Annotated in this window: 14 protein-coding genes, 1 tRNA gene, 1 pseudogene and 1 CRISPR repeat array; of the genes and pseudogenes, 10 read left to right on the top strand and 6 right to left on the bottom strand. The window is 64.3% G+C overall.

The annotated features are described in order from the left end of the window. Nucleotides 1–40 precede the first annotated feature (40 nt). Nucleotides 41–1,033: a CRISPR direct-repeat array (repeat unit 37 nt; unit sequence GCCGCTGAACTCGATCCATCACAACAAGGATTGAAAC). Nucleotides 1,034–1,383: 350 nt separating this feature from the next. The 3 genes from QZ588_RS15260 to QZ588_RS15250 all read right to left on the bottom strand — a co-directional run bounded on the left by QZ588_RS15260 (nt 1,384) and on the right by QZ588_RS15250 (nt 3,918). Then, nucleotides 1,384–1,992 carry an IS110 family transposase gene (locus QZ588_RS15260; protein WP_295543802.1) on the bottom strand — a complete coding sequence of 203 codons (609 nt, stop codon included), beginning with the start codon at nt 1,990–1,992 and terminating at the stop codon, nt 1,384–1,386. Nucleotides 1,993–2,276: 284 nt separating this feature from the next. After that, a complete protein-coding gene (locus tag QZ588_RS15255; protein ID WP_295543801.1) occupies nt 2,277–3,599 on the bottom strand; it encodes a type II toxin-antitoxin system HipA family toxin in 1,323 nt (440 codons plus the stop codon). Continuing rightward, a complete protein-coding gene (locus tag QZ588_RS15250; RefSeq protein WP_295543800.1) occupies nt 3,586–3,918 on the bottom strand; it encodes a helix-turn-helix transcriptional regulator in 333 nt (110 codons plus the stop codon). Before QZ588_RS15250 ends, QZ588_RS15255 begins: the two co-directional genes overlap by 14 nt. Before the next feature lie 228 nt (nt 3,919–4,146). On the opposite strand from QZ588_RS15250, the gene recC reads away from it, so the two are divergent. From recC to recD, 3 genes are read left to right on the top strand one after another with little or no spacing between them, the layout of a single operon-like run. After that, the gene (gene recC, locus QZ588_RS15245; protein ID WP_295543799.1) at nt 4,147–7,770 is read left to right on the top strand and encodes an exodeoxyribonuclease V subunit gamma; all 3,624 of its coding nucleotides are present in this window, start codon (nt 4,147–4,149) and stop codon (nt 7,768–7,770) included. Further along, on the top strand, nt 7,767–11,867 hold the full coding sequence (gene recB / locus QZ588_RS15240) for an exodeoxyribonuclease V subunit beta (protein ID WP_295543798.1): 4,101 nt from the start codon (nt 7,767–7,769) through the stop codon (nt 11,865–11,867). Before recC ends, recB begins: the two co-directional genes overlap by 4 nt. Further along, on the top strand, nt 11,864–13,990 hold the full coding sequence (recD, locus tag QZ588_RS15235) for an exodeoxyribonuclease V subunit alpha (protein ID WP_295543797.1): 2,127 nt from the start codon (nt 11,864–11,866) through the stop codon (nt 13,988–13,990). Before recB ends, recD begins: the two co-directional genes overlap by 4 nt. Here the strand turns inward: recD and QZ588_RS15230 are convergent. Together QZ588_RS15230 and QZ588_RS15225 are read right to left on the bottom strand one after the other, a co-directional pair. Further along, entirely contained in the window at nt 13,921–14,271 is a 351-nt protein-coding gene (locus tag QZ588_RS15230; protein ID WP_295543796.1) for a hypothetical protein, read from the bottom strand. The genes recD and QZ588_RS15230 overlap by 70 nt on opposite strands. 149 nt (nt 14,272–14,420) lie before the next feature. Next, nucleotides 14,421–14,496, bottom strand: a tRNA-Ala gene (locus tag QZ588_RS15225). A 161-nt stretch (nt 14,497–14,657) separates the two neighbouring features. Here QZ588_RS15225 and arsS point away from each other — a divergent pair. Next, a complete protein-coding gene (gene arsS / locus QZ588_RS15220) occupies nt 14,658–15,632 on the top strand; it encodes an arsenosugar biosynthesis radical SAM (seleno)protein ArsS (protein WP_295543795.1) in 975 nt (324 codons plus the stop codon). Then, nucleotides 15,613–16,290, top strand: coding sequence for a TIGR04282 family arsenosugar biosynthesis glycosyltransferase (locus QZ588_RS15215; RefSeq protein WP_295543794.1), 678 nt, complete (start codon nt 15,613–15,615; stop codon nt 16,288–16,290). The genes arsS and QZ588_RS15215 overlap by 20 nt, the downstream gene beginning before the upstream one ends. A 22-nt stretch (nt 16,291–16,312) precedes the next feature. Here the strand turns inward: QZ588_RS15215 and ccsA are convergent, their stop codons facing one another. Next, the gene (gene ccsA / locus QZ588_RS15210; RefSeq protein ID WP_295543793.1) at nt 16,313–17,125 is read right to left on the bottom strand and encodes a cytochrome c biogenesis protein CcsA; all 813 of its coding nucleotides are present in this window, start codon (nt 17,123–17,125) and stop codon (nt 16,313–16,315) included. Between the two features lie 223 nt (nt 17,126–17,348). Here ccsA and ffh point away from each other — a divergent pair, with 223 nt between their 5' ends. From ffh to ureC, 5 genes and pseudogenes are all read left to right on the top strand, one after another. Next, a complete protein-coding gene (ffh, locus tag QZ588_RS15205; protein ID WP_295543792.1) occupies nt 17,349–18,761 on the top strand; it encodes a signal recognition particle protein in 1,413 nt (470 codons plus the stop codon). Next, nucleotides 18,758–19,636, top strand: a complete 879-nt coding sequence (locus QZ588_RS15200; RefSeq protein WP_295543791.1) for an urease accessory protein UreD — start codon at nt 18,758–18,760, stop codon at nt 19,634–19,636. The genes ffh and QZ588_RS15200 overlap by 4 nt, the downstream gene beginning before the upstream one ends. A gap of 46 nt (nt 19,637–19,682) precedes the next feature. Beyond that, nucleotides 19,683–19,985 carry an urease subunit gamma gene (gene ureA / locus QZ588_RS15195; RefSeq protein WP_295543790.1) on the top strand — a complete coding sequence of 101 codons (303 nt, stop codon included), beginning with the start codon at nt 19,683–19,685 and terminating at the stop codon, nt 19,983–19,985. 44 nt (nt 19,986–20,029) lie between these two features. After that, a complete protein-coding gene (locus tag QZ588_RS15190; protein WP_295543789.1) occupies nt 20,030–20,398 on the top strand; it encodes an urease subunit beta in 369 nt (122 codons plus the stop codon). Beyond that, nucleotides 20,395–20,807: pseudogene (gene ureC, locus QZ588_RS15185) on the top strand (urease subunit alpha); the annotation flags it as partial. The gene QZ588_RS15190 and the pseudogene ureC, both read left to right, overlap by 4 nt.

Here is a 20,807-nt window from a genome sequence, read left to right as displayed (position 1 = left end):
CGCAAGATTTTGTTTTAAAATCACTTTTTTGTGATCTGCGGCCGCTGAACTCGATCCATCACAACAAGGATTGAAACTCCCAGGGCGCCGCGATGATGTTGCGCCGATCCTTGGCCGCTGAACTCGATCCATCACAACAAGGATTGAAACATGTCTTCGACTTTTATACGGCCGGATACGCCTATCGCCGCTGAACTCGATCCATCACAACAAGGATTGAAACCGCTAGTCGTTGAGGTGCTCGAAGTAGAGCACCTGGCCGCTGAACTCGATCCATCACAACAAGGATTGAAACCCCGATGGATGACGCTGGCCGACATCGAGGCTGAGTGCCGCTGAACTCGATCCATCACAACAAGGATTGAAACTGAACCCGTCGCGGAGCGGCAAGGGCTTGTATCCGTGGCCGCTGAACTCGATCCATCACAACAAGGATTGAAACCCAATGTAGCCTTCGAGCGTTCGGCGGGCGAACTCGTCGTGCCGCTGAACTCGATCCATCACAACAAGGATTGAAACTAAGGATGGTATCTGCCCTCCTGGCTCTGAGATACGCCGCTGAACTCGATCCATCACAACAAGGATTGAAACCGGATGACGTACTCAATCGCGTCCTCGTTGTACGAGGGCCGCTGAACTCGATCCATCACAACAAGGATTGAAACTGTGCTGGATCTGGTGCGAGGCCGCTGGGACACCCGCCGCTGAACTCGATCCATCACAACAAGGATTGAAACCGCGTCACTGACGGACGCTGAGCGCCAAGAGCTTCATGCCGCTGAACTCGATCCATCACAACAAGGATTGAAACAAATTAGTGGCCCCGACAACCCAGACGTTGGGCGGCAGGCCGCTGAACTCGATCCATCACAACAAGGATTGAAACGTTCCCGGATTGGTAGCCGTCAGACTGAATGGCGACGCCGCTGAACTCGATCCATCACAACAAGGATTGAAACGTGTGGGCGGGCTCCAGGCCCATGAGATAGTCCACCTGCCGCTGAACTCGATCCATCACAACAAGGATTGAAACATTACGCCGCCCCAAGGAAAATGTATGGTCCGCCCCGGTGGTGCAAGTGCCGAGTGCATGATGGTGAGCACAGACTGCGTCAATGTATCCGGCCTCGGGATGGTCGATCACGCAGGATCGCCGGGCCTCGATGGAAATCCGCGCCACACGGTCCTGAATAAGCCGATGACCTCCGACTGGGGCCGTTTTTTTCGTCAGGCTTGCGCGTGGCCGCTTGACTGTTTCTGCCATCAATCCTCGTCGCTTGCAGTCACTCGGTGGGATGCTCGGTTAAATAATCATGAACAGTGTGGTTATCTTCATCTGTCGCGTGCAGCTTGACTGACAATCTGGAACACGTGACTGCTTCATCAGCCTGTCACCTGCGCGGCTGCGAATGGCTCTCGGCGCTGCAGGACGGCGCAAATGATGCGCGCCAGTTTGTTCGCCAACGCCACCACGGCGACATTGGCATGCTTGCGCGCGGTGATTCGTCCGACCCAGCGGCGCAGCCCGTCCTCGGCCGGACGCTTGTCGGCCACCCGCAGGACGGCCCGAGCGCCATGGATGAGCATCATGCGCAAGTGGCGACTCCCATGCTTGCTGATGCCGAGCAGCCGCGTCTTGCCGCCGGTGCTGTGCTGGCGCGGCACCAGACCGAGCCAGGCGGCCAGATCCCGTCCGCGGCGGAACTGGCTGGCATCACCGATGCCAGCGAGCAGCGCCGTGCCGTTGATTGGCCCGATCCCGGGGATCGTCAGCAGCAGCTGCATCAGCGGGTCTTGGCGCGCGAACGCGGTCAGCTCCGCGTTCAGCGCCTCGATGCGCGCATCCAGGCGCTTGAGATCCGCATAGAGGTCATGGATCAGCGCCCGCAGGCGATCGGGCAGCCCGTTGTCGGCGTCTTCGAGCACCTCGGGCACGCCGGTGCGCAGCCGGTTGAGGTTTTTCGGCAGGACGATGCCAAACTCCAACAGCATGGCACGCAGGCGATTGCCCAGCGCGGTGCGCTCGCCGATCCAACCACTGCGTGCCGATCTCGAAGAGGTCTACGATACCGAGCGACATCTTTTGTATGTCGCGTGCACGCGTGCTAGAGACAACCTGTTGGTTAGCAGCGTTGATCCAGAATCAGAGTTTCTGGACGACCTTAAAGGTTAGTGCCGCGCGCAAAATGATCATTAACGTAACCACGAACGAAAGACGCTCGGCCACTTGTTCGAGCGCAGCATCAATAAGAATTTTTCCTTGAATCGGCAAGCGGTCAACCGACTCCGGGATACGACGCACGCGCATCATTGGCCATGGCCTTCAATGCAGCGGCATCACCCTCAAGGTCATCGAAGGCATAGGGATTCAGAAATTGGCGGCCCCACAGCAAGGCACGGTCTGTCTCGGTGAGACCGGCATCGGTGCAAACAGCGTTCCAGTGTTCGATGATGCAGGCGAGTTGGTGTTCCACGATGGCAAGGGCCTGATCGCGGGACAGAAGAAAATGTCCGGCCGCGTTCAGGCAAGACGATATCCGGCTCATGCGATCTCCACCGGCAATCAGCATGGCCTGGGAGGCTTCGCGACCAGTGCGGTTTTGTGGGCAGATGTCATAAGCGGGAGTCAGGCGAAGTTGTTGCCCGTCCCAAAAGGCGGCGTGATTTCGGGCGTGATCATCAGTGTTGCCGCACAGGATGTTGAAGACCAGCCGTGAGAAAAGCTCCCGCAAGGTCGCAGAAGCATCGGCAAAACGATGTCGAATGAGTTCCGCGAGGTCTTCGTAGCTGGCATAGCGGGCCATCATCTCATCCAGCGCCAGCATACTGAGTGCGGACACCATGAGATGGCGTTGCCACCCCGCATTCGACTTGATGCGGTCGAAGCGCTCGATGAGAAGCACGTCTTTTTGTAGAGCACTGGTGAGGGAAACCTTTGCGACATTCAGCCCGCACAGGGCGGCCAGTCGCATGGCGACAAACTCAGCCTTGACGACACTGTAGAGATCGGTCGTGGATGAAAACTTGGCGATGTATTTTCGGTCGTCATCATCGACCTGTGCCTTGGGTCGGGCACCGCCAAGCGATGTTCCGTGGAGAAGTGCCTGATCGAGTTCTTGGCTGAGCGGTAGGCCCTGTTCGACGAGGTCGGCTGCTTGGGCAAGCTGCTGAAGGGAGGCGGTCCCTGTCCCACGCGGCTCATACTCGGTCGCTGAGCGTTGAAAATCCAGTGCGCCGGTCCGGTCTGAGCCGGACTCCAGCAGATAGGTCAGTTCGTCCAACTGGGCCGGGTCCGCCTTGGCCCCTTTGCTGCCGAGTTTTCGGTTGATGATGATGCGCCGTCCCCAGGCATCCGGGGAGCCATCGCGAATGCAGGCGGGCATGCTCAATCCGGGCAGCAAAGGAATGCGCCCGGCTTGCAGAGGACACTCTGGGGCATAGAGTGGGATGGCGTTCTCGCGAGCGAGATAGCTCTTGCCGTAGTTGAACACTAGACGATTGCCATCGGCTGTCAGCTTGCCCGCTACGACGGGTTCGACGGCGCTGGGCAGCCAGACCCAGACGAAGGCTCCGCTATCGGGCGTCTTAGAATTCATCATCGACTGGCATGTTGCGCTTGCGGACGGCACTCGGCAACAAGGCCAGCTTGTCGTCGGTGCGGGCGATATGAGCGGCGAGCGAACTGCGCGCTTCATCGAACAATGTGACACCGACCAGGGTTGCCACCTCGAGCACAAGGCCGACGGCAACGCTCAGATCGCCCTTTTCGATCTTTTGAAGTGTCGCTCGCGAGATACCGGCGCGGTCCGCCAACTCGTGTTCGGTCCACTTGCGTTGCTTGCGCCCGAGCTGGATCTGTTTGGCCAGCAAGGTCGCAGCGTCACGCGTGTAGCGGGAATAGGTTCTCTCTCTGGGCATGGATTCCGCCTAAAAATGGCTAGTATTTTAGCCTTGAAGAGGCTTCTTGGCTAATTTTATGGTCAATTTTTGGGCGGGAGTCGCGCATGCAAGAGAAGCTCCCGACTCATGTTATTGTTCACAGCCAAGCACACACTCACCCCAACATAGGCTCACCCGACAGGGACTGTCGCGTTACTCCGGTATAACGACGCCAGTCCTCACTTGACTGGCCCAGGAGAACGCCCGATGCAGGGATCGGTCACCCCGCAAGATGACATCACACCCGGTTTCATGCTGGTGCAAGGCAACCGCATGGAGGCGCTGCGCGCGTTGCTGATCCAGTGGTTGCGCCAACAGCCGCTGCAGCCGCTGGAAGACGAGACCTTTCTGGTGCAGAGCAACGGCATCGCGCAGTGGTTGCGGCTGGCGCTGGCGGCTCCGGTGCCCGAGGGTGGCTGCGGCATCGCTGCGGCGCTGGATATCAAGCTGCCCGGTAAATTCGTCTGGCAGGCCTATCGTGCCGTGCTGGGCGATCTTCCTGAGACCTCACCTTATGATAAGGCGCCGCTGACCTGGCGTCTGTACCGCCTGCTCGGTGACCTGGATGCGCTTGCCTCCACGCCAGAAGAGCACCAATGGCTACAGCCGTTGCGGGGGTTCCTGGCCAGCGCGCATGAGGTTCCCGCAAGCGGCAACGCGGCCCGGCGGCGTTTCCAACTCGCCGAGCGTCTGGCCGATCTCTACGACCAGTACCAGGTGTTTCGCGCCGACTGGCTGACCGCTTGGCAGCAAGGCCATGATCAGTTGCCCAATGGCAGTGGGGACGCCTCGCCTCTGCCCGAGGAGCAGCGCTGGCAGCCGCTGTTGTGGCGGCGCATCACTGCTGATACTGCGAAGGATGCCCAAGGCGCTCCGGGGCTGGACAGCCGCAGCGCGCTTCACGCACGGTTTCTGGCGCAGGCCGAGGCGCTGACCCTGGCGGATCGCCCGGACGCGTTGCCGCGCCGCATCGTCGTGTTCGGCATCTCTTCGCTGCCTCGACAGGTCATCAAGGTACTCAAGGCGGTCTCGCATCTCTGTCAGGTGGTGCTCTTCGTGCATAACCCCTGTCAGCACTATTGGGGCGACATTGTCGAGGGGCGCGAGCTGTTCCGACAGCATTACCGCCGACTCGGCGCGCGCAAGGTGCCCGAAGGCCTGGCCGAAACGGATCTGCATCTGCACGGACATCCGCTACTGGCTGCCTGGGGGCGTCAGGGGCGCGACTACATTCGTCTGCTGGACGAGTTCGACGAGGCAGAGCGCTATCGCGAGGATCTGGCACAACAAGGTCTGAAGATCGACCTGTTCGAGCAGCCCGAGGCCGAGCATCTGCTCGCACAGATCCAGCACGACATCCTGGATCTGGTCCCGCTACAGGAACGCCGGGCAATCTCGCATCCCGAGGCCAATGGGGCAACGACTGAGACTGGCGCAGCACCGGCGACCCCGCTCGACGCCCACCAGGATCGCAGTATCGAGTTCCTGATCGCGCACAGTCCGCAGCGCGAGGTCGAAATCCTGCACGATCAGTTGCTCGCCGCCTTCGCCGAGGCGGATGCGCAGGGAGACCCGCTGGCCCCGCGCGACATCCTGGTGATGGTCCCCGACATTGCCACCTATGCCCCGCACATCCAGGCGGTGTTCGGGCAGTTCGTCCGTGATGACGGGCAGCGCGACAGGCGTCATATCCCTTATCACATCGCTGACCAGGGACAGCGCCAGCGCCATCCCTTGCTGGTCGGGCTGGAACACCTGCTGCGCCTGCCGCAGGCCCGCTTCAGCGTGACCGAACTGCTCGACCTGCTGGATATTCCTGCGCTGCGCGCCCGCTTTGATCTGGACGAGGCGCATGTGCCGGGTCTGCGCGAGTGGATCCGCGGCGCCAACATTCGTTGGGGGCTACATGGTGTGCAGCGCGCCGCCATGGGCCTGCCGGACGAGCGGGAGCGCACCACCTGGCGTTTCGGTCTGCAACGCATGCTGCTTGGCTTCGCCGCAGGCGATGCCGGGGCGTGGAAAAGCATCGAACCCCATGCCGCAGTCAGGGGGCTGGAGGCCGAACGCGTGGGCGCCCTCCATGACCTGTTGTCGACCCTTGAACACTACTGGCAATCGATGCAGCAAACGCGCACCCCCCAGGCCTGGGCGGCGCTCATCAGCGCGTTGCTGGACGACATCTTTCGCGCCGACACCAGCGCAGAGCAAAACCTGCTGCTGCGTCTGCGCGAGGCGCTCGAGGGTTGGGTCGCGGAGTCCGAACTGGCTGGCGCGGGCAAGGAAGCGTTGCCGCTCGAGGTCGTCAGCGATGCCCTGATGCCCAGTCTGGACAGCCCGACCCTGAGCCAGCGTTTCCTGGCCGGCGCGGTCAACTTCGCCACCCTGATGCCGATGCGCGCCATTCCCTTCCGCCAGATTTGGCTGCTGGGCATGAACGATGGCGACTACCCCCGCAGCCGCCGTCCGGCCGACTTCGATCTGATGGGGCTCCAGGTCCGCCCCGGTGATCGCTCCCGCCGCGAGGACGACCGCTACCTGTTTTTGGAGGCGCTGCTCTCGGCGCGTGACAAGCTGGGCATCAGCTGGGTTGGCCGCAGCATCCAGGACGACAGCGAGCTGCCGCCCTCGGTGCTGGTCGGGCAACTGCGTGATCATATCGAGGCCGGCTGGGGAAAAGAGGTCCTCAAGGCGCTGACCACCCAGCACCCCCTGCAGCCGTTCAGTCCGAAATATTTCAATGACCAGCCATCGACCCGGCTCTTCACCTATGCCGGCGAGTGGCGCGCGGTGCATGGGGCCGCAGCAGACGATGCAAGTGGCGCAGGTGATGCAACGGAGGCAGTTGATCCAACGAAGGCAGAGGCCGCAACGGAGGCAGATGCCGCGGAACTCGGGAAGGCCACCTTGGAAGACGCCGTCAATCTGACCAGTCTCGGCGACTGGCTACGTCATCCGCTGCGGCATGTTTATCAACAGCGGCTGTCGGTCTATCTGAACACCGACGAGGAAAAGGTCGAGGACGATGAGCCCTTCCATTTCGATTCCCTGGGCACCTGGGCCCTGCATGATCAGGCGCTGCGACTGGTTGAGCCCGGACTGATCCGTGATCCGCAGGCGGATATGGCGGCCCTGCTCGCCACCGCCGTGGACCAATTGGTCGACCGTGGCGAGTTGCCCCTGACACCCTTCGATACCCCCTGGGCGGAGGCCATCATGGAAGACCTGGCGCCGGCACTGGCTGACTATGCCAAACATCTCGCACAGCATCCTGAAACCCAGCCCGCCCATGAGGTGCGCATCGACTTGGAGGACATCCGGCTGTTCGATCGACTGGAGCAGGTGCGGTGCAGCCCGGATGCCGACGAGCGACTGATCCTGCGTTTGAGCGCCAGCAAGGTCATCAAACAGGCAAAGGTCCAGTGGCACAACCTGGTCCGGCACTGGCCCATGCATTTGGCCGCGCAACTGCAGGCGCCAACCCAGACCCGCCTGATTGGACCGACCGGCGCTGTGTGTCTGCACCCCTTGGATGCGGCGGATGCCCGAGAGCATCTCAAGGCCCTGATGCAAACCTACCTGCGTACGCTGTCGCGGCTGCCGCCGCTGGCCTGCAAGACGGCCTTCGCCTGGCTGAGTGAGGATAAGAAGGTGCACGAGGCGTATGAGGGTGGTTACCAGCGCACCGGCGACATCGATGATCACCCCGCCTACGCCCGCTTCTGGCCGACCTGGGACAAGCTGCAGGCAGATAAAGATTTCTCCGGGCTCACCGAGATCCTGTACCGCCCACTGTTTGCCGCCGCTATGGATCAGGAGGCCTTTGACCAATGAGCACTGTGAACACACTCGATGCCTTGACCTTTCCGTTGCACGGCAGCCGTTTGATCGAGGCGAGCGCTGGCACTGGCAAGACCTTCACCCTCGCGCTGCTCTATGTGCGGCTGGTGCTGGGTCATGGTGCGCCCGGCACGGCGCATCCACGCCCCCTGCTGCCGGAAGAGATCCTGGTGGTGACCTTTACCAAAGCCGCCACCAAGGAACTGCGTGAGCGCATTCGTGCACGCTTGGTCGAGGCCGCTGCCCTGTTCAGCGAGACGCCCGACGCGACAATGACCACGGCGCCAGCGTCCGCTGACAGAGATCCACTGCTGGCACTGCGCGACAGCACAGCACCCAAAGACTGGCCGGCATGCGCCCTGCGTCTGCGCCAAGCCGCCGACGCCATGGACGAGGCCGCCATCTTCACCATCCATGGCTGGTGTCAACGCATGTTGCAGGAGCATGCCTTCGCCACCCGAGGCCTGTTCGAGCGCGAACTGACGCCGGATCAGGCCGACCTATTCGCCGAACTCTTGCGCGACTATTGGCGCCAGACCTTCTACCCGCTCTCTGCCGATGCAGCCAAGTGTGTGCAAGCGGCAGTCACCTCGCCCGATGCATTGCGCGCCAAGTTGTCCGACTGGCTCAAGCAGCGGGATACTGATCTGAGCTATGCCGGCGAGGTGTTGACGCCTCCCGATCTGGACAAAGTGTTGCAACAGGCCATTGCCCGACACCAGGAAGAGCAAGAGCGCGAGGCGCAGGCGGCACAGCAGGCGGAGTCCCTGCGACAGTTGGAAAACGCGGCGCGCGCGGAATGGCGCCAAGACCAGGAAGCGTTGGAGGCATACCTGCGCGACATCCGGCCGCATCTGAATGGCAGCACGCACGGTAGTGCAAAGCCGGAGGCGTTTGACAAGTTACTTGCCGAGATCGCCGCCTGGGCGAACGACGAGCAGACCAAGGCGCCGAGCAAGCTGGCCCGGTTCGCCGCTGGTCGCTTCAACTTCAGGCAGACGGCATCAGTGCAAGAGGCCAAAAGCCATCCAGCCTTTGACGCCCTGGCCGATTGGCAGAAGGCCGTGCAAGAGGCTAGACCGCCCGCTGCAGCCAACAATGCGGATGCGGACCCTCAGGCACAGGTCCCTGATCTCGCTGCGCAGATCATGGCGCACGCCGCCGCCTGGATGCGGAAGGAACTGCCGCGCCGGCTCGCCCAGCGCGCTGAGATGGGCTTTGATGAATTGTTGCTTGATTTGGACGCAGCACTAACGCCTGCGATGGAGCCGGCGGTTGATGCGACGGCCGAGGGGCTCCCCGGCGATCAGGCTCATGCCCTGGCTGCAATCATCCGTCAGCAGTTTCCCGCGGCCCTGATCGACGAGTTCCAGGATACGGATCCCGTGCAGTACCGGATTTTCGACCGTGTCTACCGGGTCGCAGACAATCATTCCGGCACGTTGCTGACCATGATCGGCGACCCGAAACAGGCCATCTACAGCTTCCGTGGGGCGGACATTCACACCTATCTGAAAGCCAGGCAGGCTGTCGATGGGCGCATCTATCGCCTCGATCGCAACTATCGCTCGACCCAGTCGATGGTTGCGGCCTGCAACCGGCTGTTTGAGTACGCGGAGAGCCAGCATCCACGCGGTGCCTTTCGTTTTCGGCAGCAAGAAACTCAAGACAACCAAGGGATTAAAGACAACCCCGTGCCCTTCGATCGGGTCAGAGCCAAGGGACGCGATGAGCGCCTACTGATCCATGGCCAGGAAAGCCCCGCGCTCACCTTCTGGGAACTGGATACGGATGGCGAACCGATTAACAAGAAGACCTACCTGAGCGAGATGGCGGATCGCGCCGCCAGCGAGCTCTGTCGCTGGCTCGACCGGCCCGATGCCCAACGTACCGGCTTTATCCATGGGGACACTCAGGCGTTCAAGCCGCTGCAGCCTCGCGACATCGCAATCCTGGTGCGCGATGGCGACCAAGCCGATGCCATGTACAAGGCGCTCGCTGCGCGCGGCATCGCCAGCGTCTATCTGTCGGAGCGCAACTCGGTGTTCGAGAGCGTGGAGGCGCACGATCTGGTGCACTGGCTGCGCGCCTGCGCCGAACCCACGAACGAGGGTCTGATTCGCAACGCCCTGGCCACGACGACCTATGGTCTGTCTCCCAAGGCATTGGCCGAGGAGTTGAACGATGAGGCTCAATGGGAGGAACGGGTCGAGCGCTTCCGCGGCTACCGCAAGCTCTGGAGAATGCGCGGGGTGCTGGCCATGCTGCGCGCCCTGCTGCATGAGGCCGAGCTTCCGGCGCGACTGCTTGCCGAGCCGCGCGGCGAGCGGGCGCTGACCAACCTCTTGCACCTGGCCGAATGGCTGCAGCAGGCAGCCGAGCGCCTGGATGGTGAGCAGGCCCTGATCCGGCATCTGGTGGAGCATCTGGATCAAAAGGACGAGTCCACCACCGTCCGCCTGGAGAGCGATGCCGAGCGGGTGCAAATCATCACCATCCACAAATCCAAGGGATTGGAATACCCGCTGGTGCTGTTGCCCTTCGTCTGCACCTGGCGGCCGGTCGATGGTAGGACGCGGCAGGTCATCTATCAGCAGGAAGGCCAACGCCTGCGAGAAATTGCCGGCAGTAACGTCTTTGAGGCGGCTTGGGCGCAAGCCGATGACGACCGGCTGAGCGAGGACATGCGCCTGCTCTATGTCGCGGCCACGCGCGCCAAGTTCGGCCTCTGGCTGGGTGTCGGGTTGCTCAAGCACGGCAACCGCAGAGCCAGCAACATGCATCAGGGCGCCATGGGTTATCTACTCGCCGGTGGTGCTCCACTCGGCGACGCCAAGAACTTGAAGGCCCTGCTCGGCAGGGTCTGCAGCGGACAACCCGAAAGCCAACCCGAGAGCGCTTTGCGCCTCGAGCCAGCGCCGGCCATCGACAGCCTCCGCCTGCCCATCGGCCCTGATGCGCGCTTGGCGGATGCACGCAAACCCACACACCAGCCCTTTGCACGTTGGTGGATCGCCAGCTACTCGGCGCTGCGCTTCAGGACCGGTGCTGAGACCTCGAGCGAGGCGACCGCGCTGGAAGAGGCTGAGCCGCCGCCAGTCCCGACCAATGCGGCATTGCCTGGAGAACAGGACTTGCCAATGCGACCTGGCGAAAACCTCGATCTCGAGCAGAGCCTGTCAAAGGAGAACTCGGTTCAGCAGGATCTGGCTCAGCAGGCCTTGACTCAGGAGACCGAGGTTCAGGATGTCCAGACTGAAAGAACGGCTGCGGACCCCGCGACCTCGCTGCATGATCTGCCGCGCGGCAGTACCTACGGCACCTTCCTGCACGGGCTCCTGGAGTGGGCGGCCGAGCAGCAGCACCGGGTAAACGGACAGTCCCTGCGAGGCTATCAGGCAGCTGTCGCCGCCGACCACGCGCGCCGCGATACCCTGGCGCGACGCTGCCAACTCCGGGGGCTCACGCCCTGGATCGACCGACTCGACGCCTGGCTCTGCAGCTATCTACAGCAACCGCTGCGCCTGCAAGGGCTGCAAGATGCCCAGGGCCTGACCCCTGAGCTCAGGCTGGCGGATCTGTCCCCACGCCAGATGCAGGTCGAGATGGAGTTCTGGATCGAAAGTCGCGGCGTGGAGGCCGAGCGGCTCGACCGCCTGGTGCGCGCCCACTGCCTGCCCGGCCGACCGCGCGCCACCGCCGAGCCCGCGCAACTCAACGGCATGCTCAAGGGCTTCATCGACCTGGTGTTCGAGCATGGCGGGCGCTACTACGTGCTCGACTGGAAATCCAACTGGCTGGGCGAGGACGACGGTGCTTACACCCGCGAGGCCATGACCGAGGCCGTGCTGCATCACCGTTACGACCTGCAGTACGCGCTCTACCTGCTGGCGCTGCATCGTCAGCTCCAGGCCCGCTTGCCCGACTATGACTATGACCGTCACATGGGCGGGGCTGTCTATGCCTTCTTGCGCGGTCACCAGGCATCGACAGCGGGGCTGTTCACCGAGCGACCGCCGCGCGCGCTGATCGAGGGGCTGGACGCCCTCTTCGCCGCCACTGAGGCAGCTAATCCCCGGGAGGCCGCATGACAACCCAGACCACCTTGAATCGCCTGCTTGGTGATCATGCTTTGCCAGCGCCGACCCAGGCTCTGCTCGAACAGCTACAGACCTGGGTTCAGGCCCGCGCGCTGCGCAGCCTGGATCTGGCCTTGACCCAACTGATGGCGACGCAGGGCGGGGATGATCCTGCGGTACTACTTGCCACCGCTTTGGTGTGCGAGCGCAACGGCCACGGTCATGTTTGTCTGAGTCTGGCCGATGCCCTGGAACAGCCGCACAGTCTGTTCGGACGATTGCCCGAAGATCGCCCGGACAGTGCTCAGACACGTGGCGAACTGCATGGTTTGCTGAATGAGCTCAGGCTCGACGACTGGCGCGATGCCTTGGCCGTTAGCCCTGTGGTCGACGACCGACTGAGTTCGGGAGGGCAGGGCGATGACGCAGACGATGATGCAGATATCGGGGCACAACGCCCGCTGGTACTGGCCGGCAGCGCGACACGTCCGCTGCTCTACCTGCGCCGCTACTGGGCCTATGAGCAAGCGATCCGTGATGGCATCGACAGCCGGCTACAGCAGGATCGACAGGTCAACAGTGCAGTCTTGACCGAACTGCTCGAACGGCTGTTCGATCAGACACAGGATGAGCACCGCTCGCGCCCGGACTGGCAGCGCATCGCCTGCGCCCTGGCCGCGCGCAGCGCCTTCAGCATCGTCACCGGCGGCCCGGGCACCGGCAAGACCACGACGGTGGTGAAGCTACTGGCCGTGCTGCACGGACTGGCCGAGGCCGCCGGGCAGCCACCCCTGCTGATCGAACTGGCGGCGCCAACCGGCAAGGCCGCCGCCCGGCTGACCGAATCGATCCGTCAGACCGCGACTCAGATCCCCGAGGATCTGCGTCCGACCGACCTCGAGCGCAGCAAGGTCAAGACCCTGCACCGACTGCTGGGGCACCAGCGCCGAGGTGGCTTTCGCTACAACGCCGCCCACCACTTGCCGGCGGACATCGTCGTGGTCGACGAGGCCTCGATGGTCGATGTCGAGATGATGGCCAACCTGCTCGCCGCCATGCGTCCCACGGCACGGCTGATCCTGCTTGGTGACAAGGACCAGTTGAGTTCGGTCGAGGCCGGCGCCGTGCTGGGCGATCTGTGCCGCAATGCTCACCATGGGCGCTATCGGCAGGAGACCCTGGCTTATCTGGTGCAGACCGGAAGCATCGCTCCTACTGAGGTACCGCAGCACTTGTTTGATCCGCAGGGCGAGGCGCTCGATCAGAGCATCACCCTGTTGCGGCGCAGCTACCGCTTCCGATCCGAGGGCGGCATTGGCGCCCTGGCTGCTGAGGTCAATCGGGAGCACCCGGGCGCTGGCGCTGAGCGCCTGGAAGGGCTACAGGCGATCTTCGATGCCAATCGCGACACTGATCCGGGGCTGGGCCGGATTGATGCGCGGTCGGTCACGCGAAGCACGGATCCCGCATTGCGCGATCTGCTGATCGAGAGTCTGGGGGCGAGCCCGAGCTATCTACACGTTATGCAGATGCAGCGCCCGGGGCCGGGCGCCGAGCAGCCTGAACTGGATGCCTGGGCCGGGGAGGTGCTGGAGGCACAGAAGCGCTTTCAGCTGCTGACCCCGCTGCGCAACGGTGACTGGGGCGTTGAGGGGCTCAACCGGCAGATCTATGCCTGGCTGTGCAATGCCCCGCAGACGGCCTCCTGTATCGGGCAGGGCCGGAGTCACGACCTCTGGTTCCGCGGCCGCCCCGTGCTGGTGACCCGCAATGACTATGCGCTCGACCTGATGAATGGCGACATCGGCATGACCCTGGCAACACCTGAGCGAGCGGGTGGTGAGCGTCTGCGAGTGGCCTTTCCGCGTGCGGACGGCGGCATCCGCTGGGTGCTGCCAAGCCGGCTGCAGGACGTGGAGACGGTGTTCGCCATGACGGTGCACAAGTCACAGGGGTCGGAGTTCGAGCATGCCGCGCTGTTGATGCCGGCGCGCAGCAACCCGGTGCTGACGCGTGAACTGCTTTACACTGCCATTACGCGCGCCAAGCAGCGCTTCAGTTTGATTTACGGCAGCGATGCGGTCTTGGGTGAGACCCTCACCCGGCGCGTGCAGCGCGTCAGCGGACTGAACTGAGGCTCTCCAGGATTTCCCGTGGAAGGATAATCCCTGCAATTCAACGGTTTAACGTCCATGCCGTGACAGGTCATCACGCCATCGACCCAGCGGGTGTCGGCGCTAATGCGATAGTCGTCCGGCCGCTTGAACGGGGGCCAATAGGCGCTGAGGCGGTAGTAGTTGACGTGGGTGAGGGTGCGGGCCGCCGCGGCGCGGTCGTTGAACAGCATGCCGCGGCGCGCCAGCTGCCCGACCTGCGCCTCGAAGCTGAGCGCGGGCTTGATGTAGCGCTCAGCCATCGATGGAACCGCAACACGGCGCCGATGCGGCTCGGCATCGCGCGCCGGCCGACGCCCGCAGCATGCAATGCTGGGCGGTGTATTTCGGGCAAGCATTAAAAACCCGCCATGGTTGCGCTGCCCTCCGACAACCGTGGTCATCGTCGGATTGGTGGAGCCGAGGGGGATCGAACCCCTGACCTTCGCATTGCGAACGCGACGCTCTCCCAGCTGAGCTACGGCCCCGAAGGGGGTTGGTGGGCGCGCCTTGAGACCGGCGCCTTACAACCTCTCCAGATGGCGAGTGTATCACCCTAAACCGTTTTGACAATCGCTCCGGTGCCGCCACTTGCCGATGGGCGGGTCGCACGGGCGGCCCGGATTCCGCAAGCCTCTGGAGTTATGTCGTGCTGGACTCGAAACCCTTGCTGCTGGACACCGAGTTTCCGCCCATCGTGCGCCGTCGTGTGACGACGGTACAGGTGAATCTGGGCTATCGCTGCAATCAGTCCTGTGTGCATTGTCACGTCGACGCGGGGCCGAAGCGCCGGGAGGAGATGGACGCCGACACCATGGCGCAGGTGCTGGCCTACCTGGAGCGCAGCGGCGCCGACACACTGGATATCACCGGCGGGGCGCCGGAGCTGAACGCCGTCTTTCGGCCCCTGGTGGAGCGGGCGCGGGCACTGGGTGTGCGCGTGATCGATCGCTGTAATCTCACCATCCTGACGGAGGCGGGGCAGGAGGATCTGGCGCAGTTCCTCGCGGCCCACCGCGTGGAGATCATCGCCTCGCTGCCCTGTTATCTGGGGGACAATGTGGACGGCCAGCGCGGCAAGGGTGTGTTCGACGGCAGTATTCAGGGGCTGCGGCAGCTCAATGCATTGGGCTACGGCGCCGATGATGCGCAGTGCACCGGGCTTTTGCTGAGCCTGGTGTACAACCCGGTGGACGCGGTGCTGCCACCGCCGCAGGGCGCACTGGAGGCCGACTACAAGCGGGAACTGGGCGAGCGCTACGGTATCCGCTTCAACCGGTTACTGACGCTCGCCAACATGCCCATCCGGCGCTTCGGCGGCTGGCTGCTGTCCACCGGCCGCTTCGACGACTACATGCGCTTGCTGAAGGCGGCGCACCGCGATGAGAACGTGGATGCCGTGATGTGCCGCGACCTGATCAGCATCGATTGGCGGGGCTATGTCTACGACTGCGATTTCAATCAGATGCTGGGATTGCCCGTGGGCGCGGCGGGCGGCGGCCAGCGGCACATCGGCGAGCTCGCCGGCGCCGATGACCTGACCGGGGCCGGTATCCACGTCGGCGAGCACTGCTTCGGCTGCACCGCGGGGCAGGGCAGCAGCTGTGGCGGCGCCCTCAGCTGAGCACAGGCGCGCGGCCCCGGGCGGTGGTGAGCATCGCTTCCCGCAGGCGCGTATCCTGTTGTTCGCGAAGGCGCCGGTGCCGGGTGCCTGCAAGACACGCCTGATACCCGCGCTCGGTGCCGTGGGGGCGGCGGCGCTGCATCGGGAGCTGCTCGAAAACACCCTGGCCCGGCTGGTCCCGGCGGCGATTGCGCCGCTGTCGCTCTGGTGTCTGCCGGATGCGACACACCCGGCCTTCCAAGCCCTGGCCGGGCACTCCGGTGTGTCGCTGCATCGACAACGGGGCGAAGATCTTGGGGCGCGGATGCTGCACGCGGCGGCCCGGGCGCTGGCCGAGGCCGAAGCCGTCGTGCTGATCGGCTGTGATTGTCCGGGGCTCGGACCGGAGCAGGTCGCCTCGGCGCTGGCCGCATTGCTGGAGCCGCCGCAATGCGAGGCCGTGCTCGGGCCGGCGGACGACGGCGGTTATGTGCTGCTCGGGCTGCGGCGGGCAGCGCCCGGGTTATTCACGGACATGCCCTGGGGCGGTGATCAGGTGGCGGCGGTGACCCGCGAGCGCATGGCCGCCCTCGGCTGGCGGTGGCGGGAGCTGGCGCCGCTGGCGGATGTGGATCGGCCCGAGGATCTGGCGCGGTATCGCGCGGCGGCCGTGGGCTGAAGCTGCCTTTGCGGCGGGCGCGTCAGCGGTGCAGGATCAGCTCGAGCACGAATTTGGAGCCGAAGTAGGCGAGGATCAGCAGCAGAAAGCCGCTCAGGGTCCAGCGGATGGCCTTCTGGCCGCGCCAGCCCCAGACGCGGCGTCCGAGCAGCAGGGCGCCGAACACCATCCAGGCCAGCACCGAGAGCACTGTTTTGTGCACCAGATGCTGGGCGAACATGTTCTCGAGGAACGCAAAGCCCGACAGCAGCGCCAGCGTGAGCAGCACGAAGCCGATGCCGATCATCTCGAACAGCAGGGCTTCCATGGTCATCAGCGGCGGCAGCGAGCGGATGAAGGTGTTGGGCTTGCGCCGGCGCAGATAGCTGTCCTGCACCGCCAGCAGCACCGCCTGCGCCGCGGCCAGCGTGAGCAGGCTGTAGGCGAGCATGGACAGCAGCACGTGCAGCTTGAGGATCCAGCTCGCGTCCGCGCTCATGAAACCGACGCCGGGATAGATCAGGTCGAGCAAGACGGTGATGGCCGCCAGCGGTAAAAGCACGAGCCCGAGGTTCTCGATGGGCTTGCTCAGACTGGAGATCAGCAGCGACGCCACCACCGTCCAGGATGCCAGGGACAGGGCGTTGAAAAAGGCCAGATTGAGCCCGGCATGACTGAAGATGGCCTGGTACAGCAGCCAGGTATGCAGGACGAGTCCGAGGAAGCCGAGTCCCAGGGTCGCCTGGCGCACGACTTGCTCGGGGCCCAGATCGCGGTGGAACAGGCGCCAGCCGATGAGGCTCGCGCTGGCCAGGTATGCGGCGATGCTGAAGAGGGCGATGGGGGCACTGCTCATGGGCGGCGATCATCGCACAACTGCGCCCGCGTCGGAACGCACCCGCAGCGGTTCGAGACGGTCGCCGGGCTGTTCTTTGCAGCTACCTTGATTTAGGTTAAGCAGCAGGCCGGTCGTCGGCGACGACGCCGCTGCGGTATCGTGCTCTGACACGGGCGCGGGCAACGTTTCGTCGCCGGCGTGCCCCCGAATTTCCTAAGCTTTGAGATCTGAAAGACACGTTATGTTCGACAGCTTGCAGGAGCGCTTCGGCGAGGTCATCAAAGGGCTGCGCGGCCAGGCCCGGCTCACCGACGACAACATCAAGGACACCCTGCGCGAAGTCCGCATGGCGCTGCTGGAGGCCGATGTGGCCCTGCCGGTGGTGCGCGGGTTCGTGGAGCGGGTCCGCGAGCGCGCCCTGGGTGCCGACGTCACCCGCAGCCTGACGCCGGGTCAGGTGCTGATCAAGATCGTCAACGACGAGCTGACGGCGCTGATGGGCCAGGCCAACGAGGGGCTGGCCCTGAACGTGCAGCCGCCGGCGGTGATTCTGATGGCGGGCCTGCAGGGCTCGGGCAAGACCACCACCACGGCCAAGCTCGCGCGCTTCCTGAAGGAGCGCCAGGGCAAAAAGGTGATGGTGGTGAGCGCCGACGTCTATCGTCCGGCGGCCATCGACCAGCTCGCAACCGTCGCCAAAGAAGTGGGCGTCGACTGCTTTCCGAGCAGCACGGATCAGCAGCCGGTGGCGATCGCCGAGGCGGCCGTCGCCGCTGCCCGGAAGCAGTTCAAGGACGTGCTCATCGTCGACACCGCCGGCCGGCTTGCCATCGACACCGACATGATGGCGGAGATCCAGGCGCTGGAGTCGGCCCTGTCGCCGGCGGAGACGCTGTTCGTGGTGGACAGCATGACGGGCCAGGATGCGGCCAAGACCGCCAAGGCCTTCCACGACGCCCTGCCGCTCACGGGCGTGATCCTGACCAAGGCGGACGGTGACGCCCGCGGCGGTGCCGCGCTCTCCATCCGCGAGATCACCGGCAAGCCCATCAAATTCATCGGCACCGGCGAGCGCACCACGGCGCTGGAGGCTTTTCATCCGGACCGGGTGGCCTCGCGCATCCTCGGCATGGGTGACGTGGTCTCGCTGGTGGAAGAGGTCCAGCAGAAGGTGGACCACCAACAGGCCGAGAAGCTCGCCAAGAAGCTCAAGAAGGGCAAGGGCTTCGACCTGACGGACTTCCGCGACCAGCTGAAACAGATGAGTCAGTTCGGCGGCATGGCCGGGCTCATGGACAAGTTGCCCGGCATGGGGCAGGTGCCGGATCACGTGAAGCGCCAGGTCAACGACAAGGAGGTCGTCAAGCTCATCGCCATCGTCGACTCCATGACGCCCATGGAGCGGGCCCACCCGCAGATCATCAAGGGCAGCCGGCGCAAGCGCATTGCCATGGGCTCCGGTACTCAGGTGCAGGACGTGAACAAGCTACTGAAGCAGTTCACGCAGATGCAGAAAATGATGAAAAAAATGAAGGGCGGCAACATGGCCAAGATGATGCGTCAGATGCAGGGTCGGCTGCCGCCGGGCATGGGCGGCCCCGGGGGTGGCTTGCCGCCCGGCGGCTTCCCGCCCGGTGGCGGCTTCCCGATGTGAAGACGGTGCCGGCCACCGCCGTCTTGGACGCCCCCGTACCGGGCGCAGCCAACCAGGGCTGGCGCGCCGAGCTCCATCTGCGCTGCGAGCGACGGCCCGGCCCCGGGGGCGTGCGCACCGTCCTGACCCGCAAGCACCAACTGGGACCGCTGACACTGCAGCGCGCCTTCCACCCCGAGGGCGCGCCCTGTCATCTTTACCCGCTGCATCCGCCGGGTGGCGTCGTCGGTGGCGATCGGCTGGATGTGCGCCTGGACATCGCCGACGGCGCCCACGCCCTGGTGACCACGCCGGGAGCGACCAAGTTCTACCGCAGCGCCGGCGCACTGGCCCATCAGGACCAACGGCTCGCCGTGGCGCCGGGCGGGGTGCTGGAATGGCTGCCGCAGCCGGCGATCCTGTTTCCGGGGGCCCGGGTGAGGAGCCGAACCGACATCCGACTGCACGATGATGCCCGATTCATCGGCTGGGAGGTGCTCGCCCTGGGGCGGCCGGTGATCGCCGAGCGCTTCGGCAGCGGCCGCCTGGACGCGGCGCTGCGGGTGTCGCGGGCGGGGCGGCCCCTGCTCGATGATCGCCTGCGTCTGCACCACCCACAGGATTTGGACCGCCCGAGTGGCCTGCGCTCGCGGCCCGTGTCCGGCACCTTCATCGCCACCGGCGCACAAGAGGCGGACTTAAGTCTTGCGCTCGCCATCTGCGACGACGCGCCCGGCACACTGACGGGTGTCAGCCTGCTGCAAGATCTGTTGGTGGCGCGGGCATTGGCAGATACAACAGAGCCTGTGCAACGGGTATTCTGCGCCCTGTGGGCGGCGCTCAGACCGCGTGTGCTGGGTCTTGCACCGATGCCGCCGCGCATTTGGGCCACCTGAGGTCACCGTGCGCTCACACACCGCCGTTCATCCCTAAGAGGGCGCCATGGACCTGACACCGCGTGAGAAAGATAAGCTGTTGCTGTTTACGGCCGGATTGCTGGCGGAGCGTCGCCGGGAACGGGGCCTGAAACTGAACTATCCCGAGGCCGTCGCCTACATCAGTTGCGCCATCCTCGAAGGTGCCCGTGATGGGCGCACCGTGGCCGAGCTGATGGACCACGGCCGTTCGCTGCTCAGCCGTGAGGACGTCATGGAGGGCGTGCCCGAGATGATTCCCGAGGTGCAGGTGGAGGCCACCTTTCCAGACGGCACCAAGCTGGTGACCGTGCACGATCCCATTGTGTAAGCAGTCACTCGCCCCCTCTCCCCACACCCGGAGCGCACTGAACCATGATCCCAGGCGAAGTTCTCACCGCCGCCGGCGATATCGACCTCAACGTCGGCCGCCCGGTGCTCACCGTCGCGGTGGCCAATACCGGCGATCGGCCCATTCAGGTCGGCTCCCATTATCACTTCTACGAGACCAACGCCGCGCTCAGCTTCGAGCGTGAGCCCACCCGCGGGCACCGGCTGGATATACCCGCCGGCACTGCGGTGCGCTTCGAGCCCGGGCAGCGCCGTACCGTCGATCTGGTGCCCTATGCGGGCTCTCGGATAGTGTATGGCTTCAACGCCAAGGTGATGGGCCCCCTCGATTCCGGCGGCGACCCGCCGGATACCGGCGCCGACGCCGCGGCCGACGCAGGTGATACGCCATGAGCAGGATTTCCCGTGAGGCCTATGCCTCCATGTTCGGCCCCACCACGGGTGACCGCGTCCGGCTCGGCGACTCCGAGCTCATCATTCAGGTGGAGCGCGACCACACCGTCTATGGCGACGAGGTGAAGTTCGGCGGCGGTAAGGTCATCCGCGACGGCATGGGACAGTGCCAGCGGCAGGCGGACGAAGTGGTGGACAGCGTGATCACCAATGCGCTGATCCTGGACCACTGGGGCATCGTCAAGGCGGACATCGGCATCAAGGGCGGGCGCATCGCCGGCATCGGCAAGGCCGGCAACCCGGACACGCAAGCCGGTGTGGATATCCTGATCGGCCCCGGCACCGAGGCCATCGCCGGCGAGGGCATGATCGTCACCGCCGGCGGCATCGACGCCCACATCCACTTCAT

Origin of the sequence: uncultured Thiohalocapsa sp. (assembly GCF_913062725.1) — a bacterium.
GTDB lineage: Bacteria > Pseudomonadota > Gammaproteobacteria > Chromatiales > Chromatiaceae > Thiohalocapsa.
This window is presented reverse-complemented; position numbering and strand designations above follow the sequence as displayed.

Coding starts and splice junctions, on each gene's coding strand:
- QZ588_RS15260 (WP_295543802.1), bottom strand. CDS start 1,992: ATGCTGTTGGAGTTTGGCATCGTCCTGCCGAAAAACCTCAACCGGCTG.
- QZ588_RS15255 (WP_295543801.1), bottom strand. CDS start 3,599: ATGATGAATTCTAAGACGCCCGATAGCGGAGCCTTCGTCTGGGTCTGG.
- QZ588_RS15250 (WP_295543800.1), bottom strand. CDS start 3,918: ATGCCCAGAGAGAGAACCTATTCCCGCTACACGCGTGACGCTGCGACC.
- recC (WP_295543799.1), top strand. CDS start 4,147: ATGCAGGGATCGGTCACCCCGCAAGATGACATCACACCCGGTTTCATG.
- recB (WP_295543798.1), top strand. CDS start 7,767: ATGAGCACTGTGAACACACTCGATGCCTTGACCTTTCCGTTGCACGGC.
- recD (WP_295543797.1), top strand. CDS start 11,864: ATGACAACCCAGACCACCTTGAATCGCCTGCTTGGTGATCATGCTTTG.
- QZ588_RS15230 (WP_295543796.1), bottom strand. CDS start 14,271: ATGGCTGAGCGCTACATCAAGCCCGCGCTCAGCTTCGAGGCGCAGGTC.
- ccsA (WP_295543793.1), bottom strand. CDS start 17,125: ATGAGCAGTGCCCCCATCGCCCTCTTCAGCATCGCCGCATACCTGGCC.
- ffh (WP_295543792.1), top strand. CDS start 17,349: ATGTTCGACAGCTTGCAGGAGCGCTTCGGCGAGGTCATCAAAGGGCTG.
- ureA (WP_295543790.1), top strand. CDS start 19,683: ATGGACCTGACACCGCGTGAGAAAGATAAGCTGTTGCTGTTTACGGCC.
- QZ588_RS15190 (WP_295543789.1), top strand. CDS start 20,030: ATGATCCCAGGCGAAGTTCTCACCGCCGCCGGCGATATCGACCTCAAC.